General features: G+C 50.9%; 22 protein-coding genes and 2 pseudogenes. 7 read left to right on the forward strand and 17 right to left on the reverse strand.

Annotation, left to right across the window (positions count from 1 at the left end; all coding sequences use genetic code 11):
- Positions 1-413: 413 nt before the first annotated feature.
- From ACJ8MK_RS24550 to ltrA, 9 genes are all read right to left on the reverse strand, one after another.
- Positions 414-977 carry a methyltransferase gene (locus tag ACJ8MK_RS24550; protein WP_004182054.1) on the reverse strand — a complete coding sequence of 188 codons (564 nt, stop codon included), beginning with the start codon at positions 975-977 and terminating at the stop codon, positions 414-416.
- Positions 978-1,024: 47 nt separating this feature from the next.
- Positions 1,025-2,380 carry a DUF3560 domain-containing protein gene (locus ACJ8MK_RS24555; RefSeq protein ID WP_004182052.1) on the reverse strand — a complete coding sequence of 452 codons (1,356 nt, stop codon included), beginning with the start codon at positions 2,378-2,380 and terminating at the stop codon, positions 1,025-1,027.
- Between the two features lie 51 nt (positions 2,381-2,431).
- Positions 2,432-2,662, reverse strand: coding sequence for a hypothetical protein (locus ACJ8MK_RS24560; protein ID WP_032433725.1), 231 nt, complete (start codon positions 2,660-2,662; stop codon positions 2,432-2,434).
- Positions 2,663-2,753: 91 nt separating this feature from the next.
- Complete coding sequence (locus ACJ8MK_RS24565) at positions 2,754-2,981, reverse strand: hypothetical protein (RefSeq protein WP_004182050.1); 228 nt, start codon at positions 2,979-2,981, stop codon at positions 2,754-2,756.
- A 726-nt stretch (positions 2,982-3,707) separates the two neighbouring features.
- On the reverse strand, positions 3,708-4,025 hold the full coding sequence (locus ACJ8MK_RS24570) for a hypothetical protein (RefSeq protein ID WP_004118473.1): 318 nt from the start codon (positions 4,023-4,025) through the stop codon (positions 3,708-3,710).
- 34 nt (positions 4,026-4,059) lie between these two features.
- Positions 4,060-4,314: a DNA polymerase III subunit theta gene (locus ACJ8MK_RS24575; protein WP_004152754.1), complete on the reverse strand. Its 255-nt coding sequence runs from the start codon at positions 4,312-4,314 to the stop codon at positions 4,060-4,062.
- Between the two features lie 236 nt (positions 4,315-4,550).
- Positions 4,551-4,976, reverse strand: coding sequence for an antirestriction protein (locus tag ACJ8MK_RS24580; protein ID WP_004118478.1), 426 nt, complete (start codon positions 4,974-4,976; stop codon positions 4,551-4,553).
- Positions 4,977-5,495: 519 nt separating this feature from the next.
- The gene (locus tag ACJ8MK_RS24585) at positions 5,496-5,726 is read right to left on the reverse strand and encodes a hypothetical protein (RefSeq protein WP_004118481.1); all 231 of its coding nucleotides are present in this window, start codon (positions 5,724-5,726) and stop codon (positions 5,496-5,498) included.
- Between the two features lie 233 nt (positions 5,727-5,959).
- Positions 5,960-7,471, reverse strand: coding sequence for a group II intron reverse transcriptase/maturase (gene ltrA, locus ACJ8MK_RS24590; RefSeq protein WP_160525772.1), 1,512 nt, complete (start codon positions 7,469-7,471; stop codon positions 5,960-5,962).
- A gap of 401 nt (positions 7,472-7,872) precedes the next feature.
- On the opposite strand from ltrA, the gene umuD reads away from it, so the two are divergent.
- The 3 genes from umuD (at position 7,873) to ACJ8MK_RS24605 (ending at position 9,899) form a co-directional block, all read left to right on the forward strand.
- The gene (gene umuD / locus ACJ8MK_RS24595) at positions 7,873-8,298 is read left to right on the forward strand and encodes a translesion error-prone DNA polymerase V autoproteolytic subunit (RefSeq protein WP_004182047.1); all 426 of its coding nucleotides are present in this window, start codon (positions 7,873-7,875) and stop codon (positions 8,296-8,298) included.
- Positions 8,298-9,569, forward strand: coding sequence for a Y-family DNA polymerase (locus tag ACJ8MK_RS24600; RefSeq protein WP_020324531.1), 1,272 nt, complete (start codon positions 8,298-8,300; stop codon positions 9,567-9,569). The genes umuD and ACJ8MK_RS24600 overlap by 1 nt, the downstream gene beginning before the upstream one ends.
- A gap of 78 nt (positions 9,570-9,647) precedes the next feature.
- On the forward strand, positions 9,648-9,899 hold the full coding sequence (locus tag ACJ8MK_RS24605; RefSeq protein WP_004182043.1) for a type II toxin-antitoxin system Phd/YefM family antitoxin: 252 nt from the start codon (positions 9,648-9,650) through the stop codon (positions 9,897-9,899).
- 244 nt (positions 9,900-10,143) lie between these two features.
- Here the strand turns inward: ACJ8MK_RS24605 and ACJ8MK_RS24610 are convergent, their stop codons facing one another.
- The 3 genes from ACJ8MK_RS24610 to ACJ8MK_RS24620 all read right to left on the reverse strand — a co-directional run bounded on the left by ACJ8MK_RS24610 (position 10,144) and on the right by ACJ8MK_RS24620 (position 14,299).
- Positions 10,144-12,096, reverse strand: a complete 1,953-nt coding sequence (locus ACJ8MK_RS24610; RefSeq protein ID WP_000037308.1) for a DUF262 domain-containing protein — start codon at positions 12,094-12,096, stop codon at positions 10,144-10,146.
- Positions 12,093-13,373 (reverse strand): DUF262 domain-containing protein, encoded by a 1,281-nt coding sequence (locus tag ACJ8MK_RS24615; RefSeq protein ID WP_016246209.1) that lies wholly within the window; start codon positions 13,371-13,373, stop codon positions 12,093-12,095. The genes ACJ8MK_RS24610 and ACJ8MK_RS24615 overlap by 4 nt, the downstream gene beginning before the upstream one ends.
- A gap of 509 nt (positions 13,374-13,882) precedes the next feature.
- Positions 13,883-14,299, reverse strand: a complete 417-nt coding sequence (locus tag ACJ8MK_RS24620; protein ID WP_196530244.1) for a hypothetical protein — start codon at positions 14,297-14,299, stop codon at positions 13,883-13,885.
- A 41-nt stretch (positions 14,300-14,340) separates the two neighbouring features.
- Here ACJ8MK_RS24620 and ACJ8MK_RS24625 point away from each other — a divergent pair, with 41 nt between their 5' ends.
- Positions 14,341-14,616, forward strand: coding sequence for an IS1-like element transposase (locus ACJ8MK_RS24625; RefSeq protein WP_000179213.1), 276 nt, complete (start codon positions 14,341-14,343; stop codon positions 14,614-14,616).
- 44 nt (positions 14,617-14,660) lie between these two features.
- Positions 14,661-15,036, forward strand: a pseudogene (locus ACJ8MK_RS24630) (IS1 family transposase).
- Positions 15,037-15,813: 777 nt separating this feature from the next.
- On the opposite strand, the pseudogene ACJ8MK_RS24635 reads toward ACJ8MK_RS24630, so the two are convergent.
- The 3 genes and pseudogenes from ACJ8MK_RS24635 to sopA all read right to left on the reverse strand — a co-directional run.
- Positions 15,814-16,930 (reverse strand): annotated as a pseudogene (locus ACJ8MK_RS24635) (IS3 family transposase); the annotation flags it as partial.
- A gap of 1,085 nt (positions 16,931-18,015) precedes the next feature.
- Positions 18,016-18,987, reverse strand: coding sequence for a ParB/RepB/Spo0J family plasmid partition protein (locus ACJ8MK_RS24640; protein ID WP_020806010.1), 972 nt, complete (start codon positions 18,985-18,987; stop codon positions 18,016-18,018).
- A complete protein-coding gene (gene sopA, locus ACJ8MK_RS24645) occupies positions 18,987-20,153 on the reverse strand; it encodes a plasmid-partitioning protein SopA (protein WP_000523812.1) in 1,167 nt (388 codons plus the stop codon). The genes ACJ8MK_RS24640 and sopA overlap by 1 nt, the downstream gene beginning before the upstream one ends.
- 750 nt (positions 20,154-20,903) lie before the next feature.
- Between sopA and ACJ8MK_RS24650 the strand changes: the two genes are divergently transcribed.
- Positions 20,904-21,914 carry a RepB family plasmid replication initiator protein gene (locus ACJ8MK_RS24650; RefSeq protein WP_020324065.1) on the forward strand — a complete coding sequence of 337 codons (1,011 nt, stop codon included), beginning with the start codon at positions 20,904-20,906 and terminating at the stop codon, positions 21,912-21,914.
- Positions 21,915-22,631: 717 nt separating this feature from the next.
- Here ACJ8MK_RS24650 and ACJ8MK_RS24655 read toward each other — a convergent pair.
- Positions 22,632-23,372 (reverse strand): tyrosine-type recombinase/integrase, encoded by a 741-nt coding sequence (locus ACJ8MK_RS24655; protein WP_001515717.1) that lies wholly within the window; start codon positions 23,370-23,372, stop codon positions 22,632-22,634.
- A gap of 1,143 nt (positions 23,373-24,515) precedes the next feature.
- Here ACJ8MK_RS24655 and ACJ8MK_RS24660 point away from each other — a divergent pair.
- Positions 24,516-25,463 (forward strand): sensor domain-containing diguanylate cyclase, encoded by a 948-nt coding sequence (locus ACJ8MK_RS24660; protein WP_004182028.1) that lies wholly within the window; start codon positions 24,516-24,518, stop codon positions 25,461-25,463.
- A gap of 26 nt (positions 25,464-25,489) precedes the next feature.
- Here ACJ8MK_RS24660 and ACJ8MK_RS24665 read toward each other — a convergent pair whose 3' ends face one another.
- A complete protein-coding gene (locus ACJ8MK_RS24665; RefSeq protein WP_071527918.1) occupies positions 25,490-25,801 on the reverse strand; it encodes an EAL domain-containing protein in 312 nt (103 codons plus the stop codon).
- Positions 25,802-25,910 lie beyond the last annotated feature (109 nt).

The raw sequence follows: 25,910 nt of genomic DNA on the forward strand, positions 1-25,910 counted from the left end.
CACGGTGAAAGCGGCGCGGCCGGAACGGCCGCAGCAAGCGCTGCCGTTGACTTTGACCTCAGACATCAGACACTAGCCGTCAGGCCCGAAAGCGCGTAGCGGGTTCGGCGGAGCCCGGCGGGTGCGAAGCAGCTGCCCTGGCGGAGTGTGGCTCGACGACCGGACAGCGCAGCTGGCCGGGAGCCGAAGGTGTCCAGTGTGGGTATGCTTTTAAAGCCTTTAAGGTTTAAAAAGAGGCATCACAGCAGGGAGAAGGAGAGGAAGCAGGCAAACAGCAGGCAGCAAACAGGGAAGACGCGGAAAGGAAATGCGGGCGGCGCGTCAGCGCGGCCCGGTTTTCCCGGCGCCGCAGGCGCGCGGTCTTTCGAGGCGCGGCCAGACGGGGACAGGTGCCCCGCCGGCTTAACGTGTCATCAGACGGTTATTCTGAGAATGGCGGTCGCTACCTGGGTATACGTGAATGTTCCCCGTGGCAACGGCTCCCAGACGTCCGCCAGGGACTCCAGCGCCTTTTGCTGACGCGGCCCGTCCAGACATATGCCCGTCAGAATCCCGCCAGGCTCAAGCAGAGTTAATGCCCGCCGGATATGCCGGATATCATCACCGCGATTAAACGGCGGATTCATGATAATTCGTGTATACCGGCGCTCCGGATGATATTCGAGAAAATCTCCGCACCAGATCCGGACCTCCGGGAAATGAGCCTGCAGGTGACGGGCTAACCCGGCGTGCAGCTCCACGGCGTCACACTTCGCCCGGGGGACTGCATCCCTGATCGCCTGCAGTATGGCGCCCGTTCCGGCACTGGGTTCCAGAATGCGATCGGTTTCCCGGACATCAGCCAGCTCAACCAACCGGCGACATTCCGGGGAGGGGGTGACAAAAAGTTGCGAGCTACCCCGAATTTCAGCGACAGGGGCGCGCCCTTCCAGTTTGACCCGCATCGCCTGAATACGGTGTTTAAGGTCATGATGCATGAATGTACTCCCTGACCTCCCCGGCAAGATGCCGGGGAGCCTTCCTGCTATTTTTTCGGAATTTCAACGGTTTTCATGTCTGTGATATACACATTCACGAGCGTACAACCGTGCGTCATGCACCGGCGGAAGCGGTAGGCGCCGTGTGTTTCGGTTTCTGCAGCACCCCGCACGCCTTTATAATCAGCGGGTAATTTCGCCCACTCGGCTTTTGTCATTTCCCGGAACCCTTCCCCCGGATAATTGACGATCGGTGGGCGCTTCGCCGCTTTCTTCGCGTCGCTGGCTTCCTCCGCTGTCGGGGCTTTGTAGTCCGTGATACGGTCGGGCGTGAGTTTCATCGTGCCGCTGTAGCCCAGAAAGCGATAACCGGGCGTTTCGACTGAACTCACCTCCCCCTTACTCCGGTTAACCCGGAGAATGGTTAACCATTCTCCCCGGCTCAGTACCTGCCCGCCTGGTTCAAATTCCTGTGTTCGGGTGACAACGCCACCGTTTTCATTGAGCATCGCGCGTTCGTAGGCCAGGCGGTTCTGGTAATGATTAACCCAGCGCTGTTGGTGGTTAATCGTGCGCTCATGACAGCGGATCGCAATATCACGCGCCTGTTCAAAAGTAATGATCTCCTCCGACAGGGCAGAATGGAGAGACATCGAGCCCTCATACTGGCTTTTCTCTGCCGGGCGGGGGTATTTGTCGAGCGTGAAGCAGGCATGAATATGATCATAATTACTGACCAGTAACGCCATTTTCAGATCGAGCGTCTGCGCACGCCACATCGTCATATACTTTTCAGACCGGGCAATGTGCTTTTGGGACTTGCGTAATTCCGCCTCGATTTTTTTGATACGGCGGTAACGCACATCCGGACGCTCCTTGTATTTTGCGTGCCGCAGAGAGGCCTGCGCGCGCTGTTCCCAGTATTCCGCACGCTCGAACAGCATCACGGCACGTTTCATGCCGCTCTCAATTTTCTGCGCATGCCGGCGCGCGCGGCGCTCGCTGTGGTGGCCTACCAGGATCGGCTGTCCCAGCGGGACAGCCGATGCCAGCGAATCAACATGCGCAAGCGCCTGCTCCGATTCAACCGCCCGCCGGTCACTGTAGTCACTGAACCGCCCGGCGCGCTGCTCCTGGCGATCAAACAGGGTGCTGTCCTCGTCCTCGATATCACCGGCGAGCGAAAGCAGGACATCCTCCCGCCCCGGCGTCCAGGCTGGCGCCACAAAGAGTTTCTGTTTGGGCGCCCAGCGAAAGCCTGCTTTGTTGATCAGGGAATACGTTTCTTCATCGAGCCGTAATGATGCGTAAAGTCGCAATTTATTATCATCGGGTGAATAGGTTGCCCGGTAAGTCTGGCTGACGGTATTTTCCGTCATGATCTGTGCGGTAGTCGGTGTCATTGTGTTTTCTCCTTCCTGCAGTTGCCGCCCCTCGCGGGGCGGCTCACCTCATCAGTTAAATGCGCGTTTCAGTTCCAGCGTGCGGAGTACCTGCCCGAGGGCGGTATTTTTCATCGCGGGGATGTGGACACCGCGCCCTTTGCGGTGACTTCTGGCGATATGACGCCCGAAAGCTCTGAGAGCGGGATCAATCTCCGGTGCGGTGATATCTGCGCGCAGATTGCGCGAATGACGACGGGGCTTTACAGCGCCTGCGGAAGGTGAAAAAATAGAAACGATCATAAAGTTGACTCCTTATGGTAGTTAACGAAGCCGGAAAAACCGTTCGTGCGATTTTTACGGCGTGGGAGAAGCAGGGTTTACCCTGCTTTTTTCATACCTGCGGTTTGCTTCCCGCCTCTTCTTCCTCCTTCTGAACCTGATCGGTAATGTCTTCCGGTGCGCCCAGAAACCAGCCTTTGACGGGTTCACAGCGTTCAATAAACGCTTTTATCGCCCGTTTTCCGGTCGTGGCCTGCACCCGGGTAAACATCGGCAGATTGCCGCTGGCATTGCTTCCCAGAAATGCGATCCGATACGTTCGCAATGAAGGATCCTGCATTTTTCTTTTTCCTGATTTTTAAAGAACATCACCCGTTGAGTTGCCGGGGCCGCGGTTTTGACTTTGTGCGGGGACCTGCTGAACCTGCCCCCTGGTATTAACTTCACCCGTTTGAGAGCCGTTCGCCGCAAGGGCGTAAACGAGCACGGGCGACGGCAGCTGTCCAGGGCGCGGTTTACCGCGTGCCATTTACCCTGGACGGATGATGGCGACTGTGCTTGTCTCAGCCCCGGCGAATGGACTCAAACGGGTGATACGGCGCCAGGGGGAAGGAGCAGGCACCCGCCGCAACGACGAAGAGCGCGGGCGCGAAACGGCGTTGCCCTGCAGAGTGCCGGCAGCTTTATCGCCGGCACGGTGAAAGCGGCGCGGCCGGAACGGTCGCAGCAAGCGCTGCCGTTGACCTTGACTTCAGACATCAGACACTAGCCGCCAGGCCCGAAACCGCGTAGCGGGTTCGGCGGAGTTTACCGCGTCTTTTCGCGGTTAGCGGAGTGTGGCTCGACGACTGGACAGCGCAGCTGGCCGGGAGCCGAAGGTGTCCAGTGCGGGTGTGCTTTTAAAGCCTTTAAGGGTTAAAAAGAGACATCACAGCAGGAAGAAGAAGAGAAAGCAGACAGACAGCAGGGAGCAAGCCGGAAACGTAAAGATGCAGGCTGGAGAGAATATGTTTTTCATGCCGCCGGAAAGAAGCCATGATAAACCGGCGGCATACCAGACGGGGCGTCAGGAACGGAGCTTATTTTCCTTCCTGAACTGCGCAACGCTATACCAGATTGAAGCCAGGAAAGCGAAAACGGTGATCAGGACACGAAATTCGTCACCCGGCTCTTTCCCCTTCAGCATCAGCGTTATGATGATGCCGGCAACGATAATCCACGCAATACCACTCCAGAGGCGCAGCTTATCCGCCACGACATTAATCAGAACAAAAGCAACGGCCAGGATAGCCCCCCACAGAGCCGGAACAGGCTGAAACGGAATAAAAAACAGGTTAATACCGGTTAAAAGCGTCACGGCAGCAAACATCAGAGACATACGCACAGATTACCCTCCCTGGACACACTGAGTAAGAAAATCAATTCTGCTGATCATCGCCCGGTTTATTATATTCGGGTGCATTTGCGCGCGGCAGCTGCTGACTGTTCAGTCGATGTACGCGGAACCGTTCATGGAAATATTCGCGCAGGTGTTCAGGCTGTTCCCGTTCAACAAGTTCCGGCATGACGGGCTTGTTCATGCGCTCCTGCCAGGCAACATCAGCAGCCACCTTATCGACGGCAACTTTGTCCTGCTCCTCCTTTGAAAAAGAGGCAATATTCCACTGCGACATACGCAAAATCAGCAAAAGAAGAAAAGGTACGCAGATATTACGCTCTTAATCCTTAACTGGCGACCTGTTGAGGTGAGGCCAGTACGCAGCGCCGCAGGTGTGGCGAACCGCCTCACTGGCAGGCGAAGCCTGCCAGGATTTTCGCGCGGCCGCACCGATCTGCGAAGCCGGGTAAGCTCCTCACAGATCGTGCCGTCTCTGACCTTAAACGGGGCGTCGGGCGCCCCGATATAGTATCAGTCCAGAGCCGCGTAAATAGCAGCGCATTCGTCATGAGAGTCAATGAAATTCCACAGCTGCGATTCCCGCAGCATCAGGTGGCGTGTCAGGGCAGCATCACCGCGTTCATGGTGCAGCCAGATACGGCGGTTGATCGCCAGCGCCGTAATGATAACTCCGGCCGCATCCGCGCTGACGGACCGATCAAACCAGTTATCCGGGTTAGTCAGATGGAAACGGTCACCGTCAGGCATCATGTAGCCGCCGCCCTCCGGAATACGGATGAAATGCCAGAAGCCTCCGCAGTAATCGGTGATGTGTTTCTCAGCGAGCGCATAGACCTGCATCTCTCCGGCCAGAAAATCGTTACCAAACAGATCCGGCAGGAACGAGAGACGGTCGGACTCCTCTACATTCAGCATGGTTTGACGGGCATGATACATAGCAACCTCCACAGGTTCATAAGATTGCGGCACCGGGTTGTGCCGTGCCGACACGACAGCCCGGCGGAAAGCGGAAGATGCAAGGGCGACACCGGAGGCCGCAGCGCAGATAAAGCACGAAGCTGGTCTGGACGGTTTTAGAGCGAACCTGAGCGAGAAAACGACGGGAAGAACGGCGAGCTTCCTAAAAAAACTGCGACCGGGCGAGGATGGCGGCGCCAGCGAACCCTTGCATCTGCAGCGGCCGGGCTAAAGTGAAGGCACGGCACTACCCGAAGCGATGCAGGAGATACAACATGAGGTCCCCTGTCGCGGTTTACGAGCGCAGGGAGAAAAGCAGAAGCTGGCATCGCGACGCGATGGCTGCGTATAAAGGCCGCAGACCGGAGGGAGGGGGCCGGACAAAGCGGAGCCGGCGGCAAAGACAAGCCGGCGACGTCCTTATCCGGTGTTGATGGCATGGCGCCAGTTTATCAGCTGCCCGTCACCAGGCGGCCCGGGAGACCTCTCGTTCTGAGCTTATCGGCGATCTGGTTTATCACTGGCCACGGAGATACCAATGTACATACCGCTTCCCCAGATAATCTGAGAGAGCACAAATAGCCACTGAGGGACGTCAACAATCAACAGCGGAAGAAGAGCAACCGTCACGATTAAAATCAGGCGGCTACCGAATTGCCGGCGCACCGGTTCAGCGGCGTCAACCGGGACGCCTGCATATCGCAGAACCTGCCTTAAACCCGTATTCATAATCACTCCACTCAGAATAAATGCACTGTACGTCAGTATATTACATTTTATTAGATAACGATTCTCCGGACTGGCAGCGATCCTTCTGAAATTTCCCTGTTTTTGCAGGAACAGCAAATGGTTACAGACAACGGCAACAAGATGACTTGAAAAAAAACGGCCTCCGCAAAATAATGTCGCGGTAGGGATACCCGTTACCGGGTACCCCCCGCACAGATCCCGGCGTGCGCTATTCACGCACCGGGCTCCTGCCTTGGGTGTCTGGCGGTGAACCGCTCCACAGGCCATGGATGCAGAACCCGAACCTTCGGCAGCCATACGGCTGCCAGTCTGTTTGCTTTCGTCCATGTCGTATCATCCTGCTGGCTCCTGCGCCTCAGCGCCCGTCGCCAGAGGTCTGTTACGTATATCCTGAACTTCCGCATCATGGGATAGTTGCCCGGGACTGAGTGGTAGTTCAGGTATCCCTGAACCACTCTCCTGAGCCATTTTCCCTGTTCGTGGATTGAGTAATGCCAGCGCTTTCGTAGTCCGTCCTTGATCGCTTTCAGTGTCGCCGTCATCCTGTCCCGGCGTGTCTTTCGTATCAGCATGAACCTGCCACTACGATCTTTCCCACTGATATGCGTGAACCCGAGGAAGTTGAACGTTTCTGGTTTACCTTTTCCCCTGCTGGCGCGGTTTTCGGCTGCGAAGCGGCCGAACTCCGTCAGTCGGGTTTTCTTCGGATGTACCGTGAGTCCGAACTCCTTCAGTCTGCGCTGCATGGCTATACGAAAGCATTGAGCGTCGATTCGCTTGTCGAACCCGATGACTATGTCATCTGCGTATCTGACCATGACCACATTGCCTGTGGCATGGCGGCGTCGCCACTGATGCGCCCACAGATCGAAGACATAGTGGAGGTAGATGTTTGCCAGCAGCGGCGAGATAACCGCACCCTGTGGGGTGCCTTCCTCCGATGCCCGCCATTCTCCTTCCTCCGATGCCCGCCATTCTCCTTCCTCTGAGGTCCCGGCTGTGAGCCACTTTCGTATGAGCCTGATTACCCTCTGGTCGCCGATTCTGTGTTCTATGAACCTGATTAGCCATTCATGGCTTACCTTGTCGAAGAACTGACTGATATCGGCATCCAGTACCCAGTTTACATTGGTCCGAACCAGCCCTGTGGCCAGTGCGTCCAGCGCATTGTGCTGGCTTCGCCCGGGTCTGAACCCGTATGAAAACCCCATAAAGTCATTTTCGTAGACTGCATTCAGGATCTTAACCAGCGCATACTGGACGATTTTGTCCTCCAGTGAGGCGATGCCGAGCGGGCGCTGTTTTCCATCCGCTTTCGGGATGTAGTGCCGCCTGCCGGGCTGAGCCCTGTAACTACCCTGATGAAGCCTCCGGTGCAGATCTGCTATGTTGACCTTCAGGTTTTCGGCGTAGTCCTTCCACCTGACACCATCAACTCCGGCAGCCGCTTTCCTGCTCAGGGAGAGGAATGCGTTCTCCAGTGCCTCTGCTGTCAGGAGGTGGAACAATGCGGTAAACCGTTCTTTCTTCCGCTGCTTCGCAGCTTCCCGCACGCGTGACAGCCTCTGTGACATACTTTCCCGGCTCTGCGTCCGGCGCATGTGTGGCTGTTCCGCGTTTCCCTTGGCCCCGCTCCTTCGCTCCACTGACTCCGCTCCTTGCGGATTGTTCGCCAGATTCGCAGCTACTATGAGCGAGTCCGACTTCTCCTCTCCGTACATCACCGGCTTCGGCTCCTCGCCTTCCCGGTGCGGGCCATCTCCGGCACTGGCAGATGGTCAGAGGGGAGATCTCCCGGTTCCCGCGTAAAGATCGTATTGACATGCCAGGGTCTCAGAACCCGCCGGGTCCATATGGCACTCGCAGTAACGCACCCTATGATGTTGCCTTCCGTAAACAGTACAACGTCGGCACCCGGGAATTTAATATACATTTCGTGGCTCAATGGCTGGCCTGTCAACACCCCTGTCAACGCTTCGCCCCATACCTCACGGTATACAACGCATGACTCGGGGACCCTGTGGATTGCTGGTCCTTCAATGGTCGGGGACTTTCACCCCTTGATCTTTACCGGTCTCCCGGCGCACACTGTATATATATACAGCCTTAAGCGAGGGAAAAAACGATGAAGTTCATTCCTGCAGTATCAGAAGCCAGCATAGTAAAAATTCCTTTGTTCACAGAGCGATGCCCTGCGGGTTTTCCGTCACCGGCAGCAGACTACACTGAGTCTGAACTGGATCTGAATGAGTACTGCATTCACCGGCGCCACTCCACCTATTTTGTCAGGGCGATTGGCAACTCAATGACTGATATTGGCCTCTATTCCGGCGATCTGTTGGTCGTGGATAAAGCAGAACAGCCGCGGCACGGGGATATTGTTATCGCGGAAATTGAGGGTGAATTTACGGTAAAACGCCTGCTTCTGACGCCGCGGCCAGCCCTGCAGGCGATGAACCCGGACTTCCCTTCCCTGTACCCGGATCCGGAAACGCTGCAAATTTTCGGCGTGGTGACAGCCTTCATTCATAAAACCCGGAGGGCAGACTGATGTTCGCCCTGGCTGACGTCAACTCCTTCTACGCCAGTTGCGAGAAGGTTTTCAGGCCGGATTTGCGCGGCAAACCTGTCGTCGTTCTCAGTAACAACGATGGCTGCGTTATTGCCCGGAGTGCTGAAGCCAAACTGCTGGGTATAAAGATGGGAACCCCCTGGTTCCAGCTCAAAGAGGCGCAGTTTCCTGAAAAATTGTACGTTTTTTCCAGCAACTACGAGCTCTACGCGAGCCTGAGTAACCGTGTGGTCGCCCTGCTGGAAGAGCTGTCGCCCCGCGTCGAACAATACTCAATTGACGAATGTTTCCTGGATGCCCGGGGAATTGGCCACTGTATGGATCTGGAGGATTTTGGCAGGCAGCTGCGTGGGCATGTTCTCAGTGGAACCGGACTGACGATCGGTGTCGGCTTCGGCGCCACAAAAACACTGGCCAAATCGGCGCAGTGGGCGTCAAAGGAATGGCCACAATTCAGGGGGGTGCTGGCGCTGTCGCCCGATAATCCACGCAGAACGGCAAAATTACTCAGCCTGCAGCCGGTGGAAGAAATCTGGGGCGTGGGGAACCGGATAGCGAAAAAGCTGCACGTTATGGGGATCACCACCGCCCTACAGCTGTCGCTGACGAACCCTACATTTATCCGGAAAAACTTCAACGTAGTGCTGGAGCGCACGGTACGTGAGCTGAACGGCGAGAGTTGCATTTCACTGGAGGAAGCGCCGCCGCCTAAACAGCAGATTGTCTGCAGTCGCAGCTTCGGGCAGCGGATCACCACCTACGAAGAAATGCGCCAGGCCGTCTGCCAGTATGCCGAGCGCGCGGCGGAAAAGTTGCGCGGTGAGCGACAGTACTGCCGGCATATCAGCACCTTCATCAAGACATCCCCTTTTGCGGTTAATGAGCCGTATTACGGTAACGTGGCCACGGAAAAACTGCACACCCCTACCCGTGACACCCGGGACATTATCGCGGCTGCGGTCAGGTCTCTGGACAGGATCTGGCTCGATGGCCACCGCTACGCAAAAGCGGGGATAATGCTCAATGATTTCAGTCCGAACGGCGTCGCGCAGCTGAATCTGTTCGATGACGTGCAGCCACGGCCGCACAGCGATGCGCTGATGAAGGTACTCGACGGCATTAATCATTCCGGACTCGGGAAAGTCTGGTTTGCCGGACGGGGTATTGCGCCGGACTGGCAGATGAAACGGGAGATGCTGTCACCGGCATATACCACCTGCTGGAAGGAGCTGCCGGTTGCCCGTTTCTGACCGTCGAAATGACAGACGGGACTTGCCGCAAGAGCTTACTTTACCGATCATACAGATGACTTGTCTCAGGGGGGGACCATGACAAATATCATTCTGTGTGATGTGACTGCCAGCATCAGCGAACTTAAAAACGATCCGGTGGCCACCGCCAGTGCCGGCGGCGGCTACCCGGTCGCGATTATTGACCGCAACCGCCCTGTTTTTTATTGTGTGCCCGCGGCTCTGTATGAACAAATGCTCGATGAGCTGGACGAAAAAGACCTAGTGCAAATGATAACAGAACGTCAAAACCAGCCGCTGCGTGAAGTGGATCTCAATCAGTATCTGTGATGTGCTCCGGTGCGAGGAGCAAGGAATGTATTAAGCCTATGTTACCCACTCGATGATCAATGCTGTCTTAAAACACTATAAAATCAATAAAATAGAATTATATCTGCATGTCGATACCATACAAAATACCATGGTAAGAAAACTTGGAGACTGTACTGATCGTGTCGCCCGACGCAAAACGCTTTTAGACTGACAACTTGCACACCACAAAGGATATTCATCCAAAAGCAGTTATTCAAAGAAGTCAACGCCCTGGGTTGGATCTTCCGCTTGCCTCCACCAGACTTACATCATCACGAAGCAATGTCACCATCGCTTCATGATGTGCTGTTATCTGCTGATCGTCCCAGTTTGTATTTCGGGTGATTTCCGCCATTCTCTTGAGCTTGGGACTTTGAAGTTCAATTGTATCCTTGAAGTTTTCGGCCTTTGCTCTGGGGAGGCTATTGCTGAATTTTGAGTTCGCGCTGACGCTTACGAGCGCGAGGTTGCCAAGCAGGTTAAGGCTAGAACCTGAAACAACCGCGCCCGACTGTTCTTTGTCAGGATGCTGTGGATAGAAGTGCTCAATGGAAGTTCTGAACTGAAATTTGAAATCTCGTTTTGAGGAGTCACTCAACAGAAGATAGTCGAGATACGAAAAGACGATACGGCTGATACCAAACCCTTGTGGTTGCTGATCTTTCTCAAAGGAGAATGTCTCTTTAACCTTGCTGCGGGCATATCCCTTCAACAAATCGGCAAGATCCGCATGTTTCACGTCTCGAGGGGCTTTAACGGAGAGCCAGCGAAGAACTTTGGTAATCCAGTGCATCGTTCGCGGAGAAGTGTAGGTAATCCGAAGCATGGACTGAAGCAGCAATACATCTCGGGTATGTGGGTCAGCACTCCCGTCCTCCTCTAAGCTTCCATTGCTGGCCGAGAAAACATGGATGTACGTCGGGGTTGGCTTCTTGTCCCCGCCTCCTTTTTTCAGTCGCTGGAGAGACCAATCGCCATCGTCACCGATGTTTGCCGTGAATTGACGCTTCAAGATGAAGCCATCGAAGAGGTTGCGGCACTTGAGAAGCATAAATGCAAAACTACGCACCCAATCGGCTTTAGCATCGGGTACATTATTTACGGCGTCGTCAAATGACTTGATGAGGCGCTTGTCGTCAAGCAGGCCTTCGTCTTCGACCTCATCGCCTTTCATAATTCTTAGAACGTGTAGCAGAAAGGCCGGAAACTCAATAGTCGAACGAAACCGCTCGTTGCCCTCGTCTTCAGTGGAATTTGACTCGAGCTCTTTAGCGTATTTTGACAACGCCTCATCCAAGGACAACGATACCCCTTCGGAGGATTGCCTTGATGAATTGATGCCGGATTGCGGACGACTTTCCATTAGCGAAGAGAAGCTGGTCACCTCCAGCCAGGACCATTCATCACCAAATACTTTGTTTCGCAAACTTGTGTCACCACGGGTCAGAGACATCTGGACATAAGAATCCATGTCAGCACAGGAATCCCAAACCCACGCAAAGCATTCGCGTTCATATTGATTGGGCAGTTTGCTCATCAGGCGAGCCTTAACAATATCAACCTGCTTGAGTTGCTGCCCACGAGTGTTCATGATCTCGAAGTAGCGATTGAGGTCGGTATTGGGTGGCAGCGAGGCACGGACGACAGTCACCTTCGTTAGCAAGAAATCGGAGAATTTTTCGCGTGAGCGATTAAGGTTTTCATTTTGTTTGAAGAACTGATTGATGATGCTGTAGCCTTCATGAATGCCAGCATCTGCATTACTCGTGGAGCCCTGCGGTCGAACGTGCTCCTTAGCCGCCTCCTGTGCTACTCGCAGCAGGGCCTCAGTTGCCCGTGCGCGCGACTCATATTGCAAGTGGCCTGCATGGCCAACCGACGGCTTCTCACCCTCACCGTCTTGCTCCAGGAAGGTAAGAAGCAGATAGAGGGTTGTAAGTCGTTGTTGTCCATCTATGACCTCGAACTCATCCTCTCTACCCCGCTTGATTACAACAAGGTTCCCAAGAAAATAGTTGTCCTGGCCCCCTACCACCGAGTCTTGAATATCGCTAATAAGTTGCTCAATCTGTTCGGCCCGCCAAGCATAGTTCCGTTGATAAATAGGAATCAGATAATTGTCAGTGAATAACTTGCCTACTGTTAACAGTTCAGGTTTCAACTCCTTCTTGCTCATTGCAGCCCCTTGATAAAAGCAACGAGTTCCTTTTCGTGGTTATCGCTGTATGGCTTACTTGTTATTGGAAGTTTGCGGACAACACTTCCAGTCATCGCATTACGTAGCAAAACAAAAGGCGATTTATTTGCATCGTTTTTACCTCGCGCTCGGTTGTCAGCAGATACAAATTGCACACGAAGTAACTCGACCCGCAAGGCATATGCCCATGCGAATAACCTATTTCGCACTTCATCTACATCTTCATCGCCAAACTTGTTTGTATAGCAAAGCAGCGCGGCAATGAACAATTCGTACACGTAGCGGTAGCGACTTTGAGATGGGCCAAAGTTTTTGAAACCTCTGTCAATAACCTCTTGTTCCAGTATCTTCAATTCGTCAAGCATGAATGTCACCATCTCGAAAAATGAGCGTCCTGCGATTATCGGGGCATCAAGCTGAAAGCGGCTGCGCCCGGCATTTCGTGCATCATGTGTAGAGGATACCGACCATGCACTTAGAAGTGGCATAGCGGCTTGTGCTGCAAGGTGATATCGCAGATTTGGCGAAAATGACCTGTGGGATCGTGATGAAATGCCCTTGAACATGCCGATGTCCCGAATAGTAAATTCGAGCGAGCTTTCGCCTCGTGACCACTTGGATATCCGGTATAGAAAAGTAGAAAAAAGCCTGTCCAGATCCTCATCGTTTACGGCTTCCCAAGCCTCAACGACAGCCACTTTCATAGCAGCGGACTCATCGTGCATTTCGCGCAGGTGGTGTGCTTTGAGCAAGTCGTGAGGGGCAAGCGGTTTGCCGCGATAGTTCTGGGAATCAAAGACACGAAATGCCTCATCAATATCGTCCGTCACAATACGCACCAACTGACATTTGTGACAGATAAAATCCAAAAACTCTTTTTTATCTTCCAACTGCGACAGGCGCCTTTGAAGCTCTATCCAAACTAGGGAGACAGGAGTTTCGCTGTTACCAGACATCGAAATTTGATGATTTATCGGATCTAAGGCCGCAAGAATCATTCGCAAAGTCAGCAGGCGCTGCTGCCCGTCGACTACATTGAGATACTCACCATCATCGTGAAGAATGATTGCACCCAAAACATAGGGAATATCTTTTCGTTCGGTATCTCGAAGAGCTTCGCTGATATCATCCACCAGTTGTAGAGCAGTCGATACATCCCAACTGTATGGGCGTTGATAGTTCGGTATCCGAAGGCCTTGCTTGAGTAGTTCATCCACGGTGACTGCACTAACACCGTTCTCTCCGTTAATCGCCATTCCTATGTCCCTTCATTGACGCTTTTCTATTTTCTCAGCGTATTTTCCGCAAACTTTATTCACCTATATGGATACTTCGATTCCGAGTGGCGGCTGTCTTGTTCACAATTTCTATCACGAGGTGCTCCTCTGGCGCATATTTAACGATCTGGGGCATGGGTCGAGAGAGCGGTTCTGATCAAAGCGAGCATCGATGGCATCAGCACAGCGCTGCAATGCACCCGGTTGTCGATACCATGGCATTTGCTGATACGGTCACATGGTATTTGCTATATCTTCGATTCAGCGTCGGCCTTAAACCATAAAAAATGCCATTGATAATGCAGTCATATCATCAATGGCACTCACTAAATCAAATAAAACAATAGGCTAAATAATAGCCTCACTCCCACTCTATTATCAACTGCCTATATATCATATTAATTTACTTAGATTAAATATCAAATAAAATATCAATGCCATGACTAATGCCATATCTAAAAAATATGAACACAGGGTACATCTCCTGCTTATCTCACGCAGCCTAGAAACAGCATTACGATCCGATAAGCTGGCTCATAGCAAGACAGTACCCTCGGGTCGGGGTCTACTTCGCCGTGTAGTAGGGCGTTTCGCATAGCGTAGATCGTTTCAATCAATCCCGACAATAGCTCTTCAGGGGAGCACTGAAACTCCATCGCCCCGACTTGCAGGCGATCGGCTCCACCACGCAGTAGGTCGCGCATCGGGCGCGGGTTGCAGCCGTCATAGAGCTGCCGCAGCGTCGTTTGCTGGGCTTTAGAGAGGTTCGCAGTAAAGTCTGCATGGCCATAGATCGTGTTCGGCTCATAATGCACCTGAACGTGCTGGAATTTCACGTTTCCATTGCGAACTGAGGTGACGGTGATCTGGATGTTTCCGCCCGCGATCTTCGGTGATGCTGCCAACTTACTGATTTAGTGTATGATGGTGTTTTTGAGGTGCTCCAGTGGCTTCTGTTTCAATCAGCTGTCCCTCCTGTTCAGCTACTGACGGGGTGGTGCGTAACGGCAAAAGCACCGCCGGACATCAGCGCTATCTCTGCTCTCACTGCCGTAAAACATGGCAACTGCAGTTCACTTACACCGCTTCTCAACCCGGTACGCACCAGAAAATCATTGATATGGCCATGAATGGTGTTGGATGCCGGGCAACCGCCCGCATTATGGGCGTTGGCCTCAACACGATTTTACGTCACTTAAAAAACTCAGGCCGCAGTCGGTAACCTCGCGCATACAGCCGGGCAGTGACGTCATCGTCTGCGCGGAAATGGACGAACAGTGGGGCTATGTCGGGGCTAAATCGCGCCAGCGCTGGCTGTTTTACGCGTATGACAGGCTCCGGAAGACGGTTTGCGCACGTATTCGGTGAACGCACTATGCCGACGCTGGGGCGTTTTATGAGCCTGCTGTCACCCTTTGACGTGGTGATATGGATGACGGATGGCTGGCCGCTGTATGAATCCCGCCTGAAGGGAAAGCTGCACGTAATCAGCAAGCGATATACGCAGCGAATTGAGCGGCATAACCTGAATCTGAGGCAGCACCTGGCACGGCTGGGACGGAAGTCGCTGTCGTTCTCAAAATCGGTGGAGCTGCATGACAAAGTCATCGGGCATTATCTGAACATAAAACACTATCAATAAGTTGGAGTCATTACCCTCAGAACCATTGTTAAAGCGGTACTGGGTAGATTTGAAGTCAATATCAGACCCCTCACTCTTATAACGCAGCATATTTAACAATTTGTCCATTTCAGTTCTCTTGCTTAGGTTTCATTAACATATTTTAAATAAGCCACTGTCTGAGTGATTGTGTCTGGTACGCAGAACAAACAGGACCTTCATTCAGTTGCTCCACTCAAACTGTGATTAGCTACTTCCGCTTTTTTCACAAAGCGGACGATATCCCGTTAAAGCGCTTGCATATACTGTAAAACAAAATTCAATACCCGGTAAAAGAAAGCTTGGCTTCCAGCCAGTAATATGAGGTCCTGTTTGCTTGTTGTACTGTCCCCTCATCCGTAGACAAATTTCATCCTCGCAGAGAGGCCTATTAGAAAGTCTTCGGGCTTAATCCATAGAGGAAGTTGTGGCGTCAGATATGATTGCAGGGCACTTCAATGTAATCAAATATATCCTGCCGGGCCATGGCCCGGGCTTGATATATTCACTTCCTTACACGCACTTATATGAGTAAACAAGAAACGATGCTGCCTTAGCATTATCCCAGCAATTGCTACTTTAGACATGCTTTAGCTCTAACATTGGAACAATACTACTCTTTTGTACCTTTGCCGATGTCGGCATGGTACTCACCTTCACAAATTCAATGACAGCCATATGGTAATTTTTTACTAATTTTTGGCGCGCCATTATGAAGTTAGTCGAGTGACCTGCCCCCAGGATTAGATACAACCGTGAGTTAGTAAGGTCGGTTTGTTTACCTTCACATTTTCCATTTCGCCACCGTGCTGCAAACTCTGATGGCGTCTGATAATTCAGTGCTGAATGTGGACGACACTCGTTATAATCCTGCCGCCAGTCATTAATGATTTTCCTTGCGTGAACGATATCGCTGAACCAGTGCTCATTCAGGCATTCATCGCGAAATCGTCCGTTAAAGCTCTCAATAAATCCGTTCTGCGTTGGCTTCCCGGCTGGATTAAGCGCAACTCAACACCATGCTCAAAGGCCCATTGATCCAGTGCACGGCAAGTGAACTCCGGCCCCTGGTCAGTTCTTATCGTCGCCGGATAGCCTCGAAACAGTGCAATGCTGTCCAGAATACGCGAGACCTGAACGCCTGAAATCCCAAAGGCAACAGTGACCGTCAGGCATTCCTTTGTGAAATCATCGACGCAGGTAAGACACTTGATCCTGCGACCGGTGGAAAGTGCGTCCATGACGAAATCCATCGACCAGGTCAGATTGGGCGCCGCCGGACGGAGCAGCGGCAGACGTTCTGTTGCCAGCACTTTACGACGTCTTCTGCGTTTTACGCCCAGGCCACTGAGGTGATAAAGCCGGTACACGCGCTTATGATTAACATGAAGCCCTTCACGGCGCAGCAACTGCCAAATACGACGGTAGCCAAAACGCCTGCGCTCCAGTGCCAGCTCAGTGATGCGCCCTGATAAATGCGCATCAGCAGCCGGACGGTGAGCCTCATAGCGGCAGGTCGACAGGGATAAACCTGTAAGCCTGCAGGCACGACGTTGCGACATACCGGTCGCATCACACATCAGCATCACGGCTTCCCGCTTCTGGTCTGTCGTCAGTACTTTCGCCCAAGAGCCACCTGAAGCGCCTCTTTATCCAGCATGGCTTCGGCAAGCAGCTTCTTGAGTCTGGCGTTCTCTTCCTCAAGCGACTTCAGGCGCTTAACTTCAGGCACCTCCATACCGCCATACTTCTTACGCCAGGTGTAAAACGTGGCATCGGAAATGGCATGCTTGCGGCAGAGTTCACGGGCGGGTACCCCAGCTTCGGCTTCGCGGAGAATACTGATGATCTGTTCGTCGGAAAAACGCTTCTTCATGGGGATGTCCTCATGTGGCTTATGAAGACATTACTAACATCGGGGTGTACTAATCAACGGGGAGCAGGTCACGAGCTATATATTGGCAATGTGAGAGTCAAGAGGCTGGATTTACATCATAAGTCTTTCAAGAAGCTACCCACATGTATATCCCCGTCACTGTGGATAAACAATCTATTGAGTCTTATTCATCTGCATAACCTGTGATAAGTAATGTCTCTGAAATCCCCAGATCATACAGTGTGACGAAATGCATGATGTGGCTATGCTGATGACGGAATGATGTTATTCACTCTGGGTTGTGAAAATAGCCTGGATTGGTTACTTGCCGGACGAAGGTCTGAACAGCGCGTAGCGGCAGCAATTGACCTTTAAAAACTGTAGGAGATTAAACCGAATACACTGCGAAATTTGACAAATTGTACTCAGTATACTCGGCTCTAATCCCGATCCATTACTATTCAATCGCCAGATATTTCAGTTCTGCTGCAAGATTATTCCGCTCTTCGTGATGCAATCATGTCAAAAATCAGTTCGTCATTGACATCAATGCAACCATGGTCCCAGGCTGATAACCTGACCAACGATGCAGGTGGGACCGTGGTCCCAGGCTGGAAACCTAAACAATGATGCAGGTGGGACCGTGGTCCCAGGCAGCTAAGCTGACCGACGACGCAGGTGGGACCGTGGTCCCAGAAAGATAACCTGACCGACGATGCAGGTGGGACCGTGGTCCCAGGCAGCTAAGCTGACCGACGATGCAGGTGGGACCGTGGTCCCAGAAAGATAACCTGACCGACGATGCAGGTGGGACCGTGGTCCCAGAAAGATAACCTGACCGACGACGCAGGTGGGACCGTGGTCCCAGGCAGCTAAGCTGACCGACGACGCAGGTGGGACCGTGGTCCCAGGCAGCTAAGCTGACCGACGACGCAGGTGGGACCGTGGTCCCAGAAAGATAACCTGACCGACGATGCAGGTGGGACCGTGGTCTCAGAGAGAATATTTAGGCCAGTTATGTTTTCTGGCCTGTGAGAAAGGAAATGAAGTAAAGGGAGATAACCGTAGACTAAAGCGTGTCCGCATCAGACTCCTGGTTTCTCAAGCTCCTTAAGAATGGCTTCTATTTTCTCTATACACTCCACAGGAATGCGGGACCTATCCAGATTAAGCACCATTTTATCGCCCTTATACAATGCTGTTGCCCCTGGAGCAAACTGATGACGTGAGCTCAGATTAACCCTTGGAGAAGGAGATTGTTTCAGTACGGATGTTAAAAGACTAATGACCTCTTCAGCTTCAAAGATTAGTCCCGCTTTCTTCTGATCGTGGAGAGTCTCAGCCTGCTGCTTCAGTAATTCTTCTTTATCTGCAAAAGCCTTCTGAAGGGCTTCACCTGACCGGGCAGACAGTTCTCCAGGATGTGCAAACAGGGCAACAACGGATTTAGGCAGTTTGGCCGTATTAATACAGCGGGTAATGATCTTACGAGAGATGTTTTCCGCATCGGCAAGCGCAGAAATATTTCCTGCAAACTCATTCTGCAGCCGGCTTGTATAACGCAGGCCACGTTCATAAGCACTCGTCGGCCGATAATCGTTACCCAGTCGGGACAATGCAGCCATCTGCTCATCGTCCAGTTCACCAACCAGAACGCGATAATCACTTTCCGTCAGGATTGCGGCTTTACGGCGACGGCTGCCGTCTGCAATTTCTATGACATCAGAAACCCGGCGGCCGAAAGCTGGAGTCTGCTGACCGGTCAGTAAAAATGAAGGAATGAGATCATCCAGAGCATCTTCGGTAAGTAGTTCCTGATCGCGCTCATTGCCTGACCATACGCGTGAAGCGCTCTCAACAGAGTCTCCCCGGAGCACCTCAAGGGTAAATTTTACTTCCCGCCCACTTACCGGAAGAGAGATTGCATTACCGCGGGCCATAGCACCCACGCGCGCAATTAATGAATCCACCATCGGCGCGGCCGGCGCCGGTGATGAAGTATCTTCAGTCGATTGAGTATGTGTGGTATGTCTTGGAATGACAGGAGCACGCTTCATTATCTAATCTCCCAGCGTGGTTTAATCAGACGATCAAAAATCTCATTGCAAACAGGCTCCCAGATAGAGAGGGCATTACGCCAGGCACCGGTTGAAGAACGTTGATCAATAGCCTGTTCAAAAACGGTTCTCATACGGATCTGACCTTTGCCGACTTCATCCGTTTCGCGCACAACATTTTTAAGGACCATGCTTCCCCAGGCATCCCGAATTTGTTCTTCCATCCACGGGGACTGCGAGCCATTATTATTACTGTATTTGGTAAGCAGAATACGGACATCTGGCTCGAAGCCTTTAAGATCCACGTTCTTAAGCAGGTCACGAAGCATATCGAAAAACTGCAGTGCGGAGGTGTAGTCGAACAGCTCTGCCGGAGTAGGGACAATCAGAACATCAGCAGCGCATACAACATTTATCGTACCGATACCAAGGTTGGGTGCGCTGTCGATAACTATCACGTCATAATCATGAGCGACAGTTTCAATGGCCAGACGGAGCATCAGGTGCGGGTCAGCAGGTAATTTGCCTTCGTCAAATTTCCCCATCAGCTCGGTTTCAATGCGGTGCAGTGCCAGACAGGACGGGATGATATCAAGGCCAGGCCAGCAGGTGGGCTTTATAGCGTAGCTGGCGTCATCCTTTTCCCCAAGATAAAAGGGCAGGAGAGTGTCCTCAGCATGAATATGAAGATCGGGCACCCATCCGTGATACATAGAAGCAGTTCCCTGTGGGTCATTGCCTTCAACAAGCAGAACACGGAGTCCTTTCAGAGCAAGATCCTGAGCCAGGTGAACGGATACTGAGGTTTTGTAAACACCACCTTTGTGAGCTGCAACGCCAATCACCGGCGGAAACGCATCTTCAGCACGGCGCAGTCGTGTACCAAATACATCCCGCATGTGATTGATTTGTTCGATGGTATAACCAACGCGTTGCTCAACTCTCCCACGGGTTTCCATATCAGGGTGCGGCAGCCGGCCAGCTTTCTCGGCATCCCTGATAGCCTGAGATGACACGCCAACTAAATCTGCCGCTTCACCAATCCTCCAGCGCCGGGTTATTTTCCGGGCTTCCGGACTGTCATCATTAAACTGTGCAATGGCGATTGCTTTCGTCATTTCATGACCAGCACTTATGCACTGGTTGAGTGTATCCATGAGTCCCATACTGAACATCCTTTAATCATCACTTTGCATTATTTTATTAAATCTTGGAATTTATTGCAAAGCAACAATAAAATCGCAAAGTGCACGAAAAAGTGCAAAGTGAACCACATTGGGTAATGAAAGAACGCAGGGGATTACAAAAGAGTACATACCGCAGTCAATATTAATCACTGCCGCTCGCCGCAGTAAGCGATCTCACACAGTGAGAAAGCGGCGAGGAAGCGGAAAATCACAGAATTCACAGATTGCACGTACGTCGGGTTGCTAAAGATGGCTCTGGATAAGCCAGTTATAATGAAATTGACTGCGGTATGTAATATATTGACTATGGTATGATGCTTACCGCATCTGTGTCGAGAAAGAGGAAAGACGACTCAGCATACCGCAGTCAATGTTTCATTGTTGTACTTGTAGATCTCAATCTTCCAGAGCGTATTCAGGAAAATAAGGCCAGGGTTCTGGATATCTGGCGTGGCGCTTCCGGGCTTGTATCTGGGTTATTCATGGTCTCGATCCAATAATTGATCCCAAGGAGATCATAGTGAGATCCAAAAGAGATCCCCGGATCGCTCCAGCATGCGCTGTAACTGGCTTTAACGTCTGTCTGGATCGACTGTGGAATGTAAAATGTTGACTGTTATATGCATAATCTAATACTGTGATATGCAACGGTATTTACTGAGGTATGTATATCCGTTGACTGCGATACGTATTACTACATCCTTTTGTGGATAACCGTTGAGGATCAAGATGACGAGCGAAAATAACAGCTTACTTCTGAACCTTCAGGAGGTTGATAAGACAACCGGTGAAGTTGTTAAGCTGGATGTCAACAGCACCAGTACCGTGCAGCCAGTAGCGCTCATGAGACTCGGTCTCTTCGTCCCAACTCTGAAATCAACAGGGAAGAGCAAGGCGAACCGGAAAAACGTTACAGACGCGACTGAGGAGCTTGTACAGCTGTCCATTGCCAAAAGCGAAGGATACACTGACGTTAAGATCACCGGTTCGCGTCTTGATATGGACACGGATTTTAAAGTCTGGCTGGGGATAATTCGCTCCATGTCGGAGTATGGGGTAAAAAGTGACACCCTGGAACTGTCGTTCGTCGAATTCGTTAAGATGTGCGGATTTGACTCCCGTCGTTCAAACAAAAAAATGCGCGATCGCATCAGTAATTCCCTGTTTAAACTCGCCTCGGTTACGTTGAAGTTCCAGAGCGAGACCAAAGGATGGACCACCCATCTGGTGCAGTCAGCCTATTATGACATCAACGAGGATATCGTTGAGATCAAGGCTGAACCTAAGCTGTTTGAGCTTTACCACATGGACAGAAGGGTACTGCTGCGGCTGAAAGCCATTGACGCCCTGCAGCGCAAGGAATCAGCCCAGGCGCTTTATACCTACATCGAAAGTCTTCCCCAGAATCCTGCACCTATTTCCATGAAACGGATGCGTGACCGGCTGAATCTCACCTCAAATGTCTATACGCAGAACCACACGGTGCGTAAGGCGATGGAGCAGCTGCGGGATATTGGTTATCTGGATTACACCGAGTTTAAACGTGGCCGAGCCACCTATTTCAGCGTGCATTATCGCAACCCCAAACTCATCAGTGGCCCTGTGAAGGTTCCGCGCAATGAGGAAGAAGAGAAGGCGCCAGAGCAAAATTATGACGAAGTCATTAAGGCGCTGAAGGCTGCGGGCATCGATCCTCTTAAACTGGCTGAAGCCCTCTCAGCGATGAAGCCAGAAAATTGACTGCGATATGCATATCATGACTGCCGTATGCCGCTAAGGACATTCCATTGACTGTGATATGCATCACGCATACCGCAGTCAATATTTATTCTCTATCATGTCTGCCCGGATCGAACAATATTGACTGTAATATGTGATTTCGGGTCTTGATACGCAGATATTGACTACGGCATGCGGGTTTAACGGGGGTATTCCCTGGTCTGTTCACTATTTCATGGGTGATAACATGCCACAGTCAATTTTTCAGTAAAGCTCTATACCCCTTACGAAGATCTCAATCGGATGCTGAGACGGTCATGTTACCTGATGGTATCCGTTCCCCTGTGTACTGCAGATTTAGCCCGGCAGGATGAGACTGCAGCTGTTTGTATAACCCGGCGCCAGCTTCACGCTGCTAAATGCGATCAGGAAACGGGAGCCGGATGGCAGAAAAATGTGGGCCACAGATGGTCAATGACTGTCGCAGTTAACGGGATGATTCGCTGAGCTTTCAGGAAATAACGCACCGTGGGATGCACGGCCAGAATGCCTGCATTGTGCCCTGTCTTGTCTGCGGTATGTTGATGCCTGCAGGATTGCAGGTCACCGGGTAAGACCACGGCGGTTCAGTCATCAGCATGATGGACTGGTGTGCTGGAGCAGGGAGGGGGCTGAATGCGCTCTGCTCCTGTATTCCGTATTAGCGGAATACAGGACGTCATGCCAGGCGTGCCAATCTCAGCCGGCCGGGGGCAGGGAGCGAAGGATCTCCGCGGCATCGCGACCGTCACCGGTAAAGGGAACGGCCAGGGTGGCAGCCATGTCCAGCGCAAATACCCGGGTATAGACTTCCATCGAGCGCGGATCCTTATGCCCGGCCAGCGCCTGGATGACCTTCCTGGGCTGACGGTGATAAAGCATGTGCATGATATAGCTGTGCCGGAAAGTATGCGGCGTTACCGGAATCGAAAAATGCACGCCGTCAGCTTCAGCCCGCTTCACCGCCTGTTTCAGCCAGTTGCGCATTGTCTCATCCGTGACCGGCCATAACGGCTCACGCCGGCGGGGGCGGGTGGTGACCATCCAGCTTTCCATCTGACGCACAAAACTGGCATCCGTCAGCGGTACCAGACGCACTTCATCTTTTGGCGGCCGGCCACGACGTGCCCGCACTTTTTCCGACAGCACCCGAACAAAAGGGCGCAGACCATCCAGGTCGAACGATTCCGGGGTGAGCGTCCGGGCTTCACCGATACGGATCCCGGTATTCCACATGGTGGCGAACAACATGTGGTGACGCTGGTCAGGCATATACCAGAGGAGGGCGCTCACTTCCGGCGCCAGGAGGTAAGCCGGCGTGGCACCTGTTGAGGTGGCCATCCGCCGGAGTGCCACCGCGGTCGCAAAATCAACGCCCGGGGCGATCGGCAGCAGGGAGACGCGTTCTGGTGAATTCTGCAGGGGAATGATGCTGTTCATGAGTTATTTTTCACGTAGCGCACGCACTGTTTATGGATACAGGTATTTTGCACCTGACGGGCCGATCCTGCCATGACAATAAATCGCAGCGCGCGGATCCTTTTGTTGTCTTATCCCGCATTATTGCGGGTAAAACCAAATACGTAAAGGATCCTTTTTCTGCTCAGATCCTCCATGAAGCCAGTAATGACGCGGGTTGATGGCTGTTTTACGGTTTTTGGGAGAATTGGAGTAATGCCAGGATGTACATGTTAGGCAGGAAACAGAAGAGAAGAGAGCGCTACGCGATTTCCGGCCTGGTACACCCCTGTAACCTTGCGGGATTTCGCGTAACGCTTTCATAAGTTTACAACAGAAGAGAAAAGATAATTGCTGAAAAATGAAGTCCGTAAGTTAAATAAAAAATCATGATCCGTCCGGCACTATGTACTTAGCTGTCGTTTAGGTCTTAGGTGTTTTTGCTAAATTACGATGGTATCCCTTGTAAGAGTAATCTGGCTTGTCCTGCACATCTTCAGGTGACAATTCAGTGCAATTTCAGGGATTAATCCTTTTGTCGTCTGCAGAATCTCTCTATAAACGGGCTGTTTGTTGGTTCGCCAGAAGGAAAAAATTTAGCGTCGCGCAGATTCAGGCTGTGTTGAACTTTTCTGTTCTGTATCAACAGTTCCTGTCTTAAGCTGATACAATATACCCTCAGTAGAAAATATTGGATAAGGAAACTATGTACCTTCCTGGACAATTTTCTTGAACCTTTCATGCCGTCTCGTCTTGTTCAGATTCAGAACTGCCATACGTTTCTTCAGCCACTGGTTTTCATAAGAAACCATGAAGATCAAGCATTAATGTCTTTACATTTATTTGAACAGATGCGCTTTAATTGTGCCACAAAAAATAAGTCATTGTAAGTTATGGCGATTTTTAATATACAAATCATTATGCATTCTGAATACATGGAAGTGTATAATGAGCGCTTCAGGTCACAGATGATTAGATGTAACAGTTCACTATTCATCATGATTTATTGGAAACTTGTTAAGTTTTATATGATTATGAGATATTGGGATTATTGAGTTCCAGGACAATTCTGATAAGATAGCGATAACCAACACTACCCTGCAATAACCACTCAAGATGAAAATTATGACAAACCATAAAGAAGAGAACAGGTTATTATCATTATATTCTATGGGGATCCTTGATACAAAATATGAAGAACGATTTGACAGATTGACGAGGATTGCCACCAAACTCTTTGATGTACCAATAGCACTTGTTTCATTAATTGATAGAGACAGGCAATGGTTTAAGTCATGTTATGGGCTGAAGATAAAAGAGACAGATAGAAGTGATTCATTTTGTACAATAGCAGTAGATCTTAGTGAACCATTAATAGTGCCCGATGCAAGCCTTGATCCAAGATTCAAAGAAAATAAATTAGTTAAAAATGATCCTTATATCCGGTTTTATGCAGGGCATCCCGTAAGACTGCCAGATGGTGAGATAGCTGGAACAATATGTATTATTGATACAGAACCAAGAGTATTAACCAGAGATGACTTCTTATTGCTTAAAGATTTAGCAGAAATCGTAGAGGATGAGTTTAGAATAATAAACGAAGCAACTACTGATCCTTTGACAGGTATATGTAACCGGCGTTCTTTCGCCCTAATGACGGATGAATCGTTAAGAAAAGCCAAAAAAAAGAAAAAAACATTCTGTGTTCTGATCATAGATCTCGATAATTTTAAACCAATCAATGATAACTTCGGTCATTCAGAAGGTAATGAAGTACTTTGCAATTTTGCAGATATGCTGGAAGATCTTAGTAGTTCAAAAAGCGTTGTTGCAAGATTAGGAGGTGATGAATTTGGTGTTCTATTACCCGAGTCAACCTATAAAGAAGCAGAAGAATTCCTTCATAAATTGAGGGCCGGGATTACCAGCTACAATCTTAATTCTCAAAAAAAATACAACATAGATTTTTCTGCAGGGATTATTGAATATGATGAGGAAATTCATACTGAATGCTCTGCTATCATGCAGGATGCAGACGAAAGAATGTATGAAATTAAAAAGGGAAAACGATAGTATATGAAAAAATAGGACATACAGCCCTATTTTTTTTGGCCCCTCAAAAAATCAATCAGTTGATCACCTGACAAAGGCTTCGAATAATAATAACCTTGAAATTCATCGCAATTCATATTTTTTAGCAATTCAAACTGTTCATTATTTTCCACACCTTCTGCGACTATACCTAAACTGAAAGCTTTTCCAAGAGACACTATGCTTCTTACAATAGATAAGTCCCGTGCAACGTGGGCAATACCACTAATGAATGTTCTGTCTAACTTAATCGCATCAAATGGAAATTCTCTTAGATAGTTGAGAGAGGAATATCCAGTCCCAAAATGGCTTTGTTGAATAAATCGAACTTTTGCTGAGTTGAAGGATCAGATCACGTATCTTCCCGACAACGCAGACCGTTCCGTGGCAAAGCAAAAGTTCAAAATCACCAACTGGCCCACCTACAAT

This window comes from Serratia sp. CY38905 (assembly GCF_052168875.1).
In the GTDB taxonomy this organism is placed as follows: domain Bacteria; phylum Pseudomonadota; class Gammaproteobacteria; order Enterobacterales; family Enterobacteriaceae; genus Serratia; species Serratia sarumanii.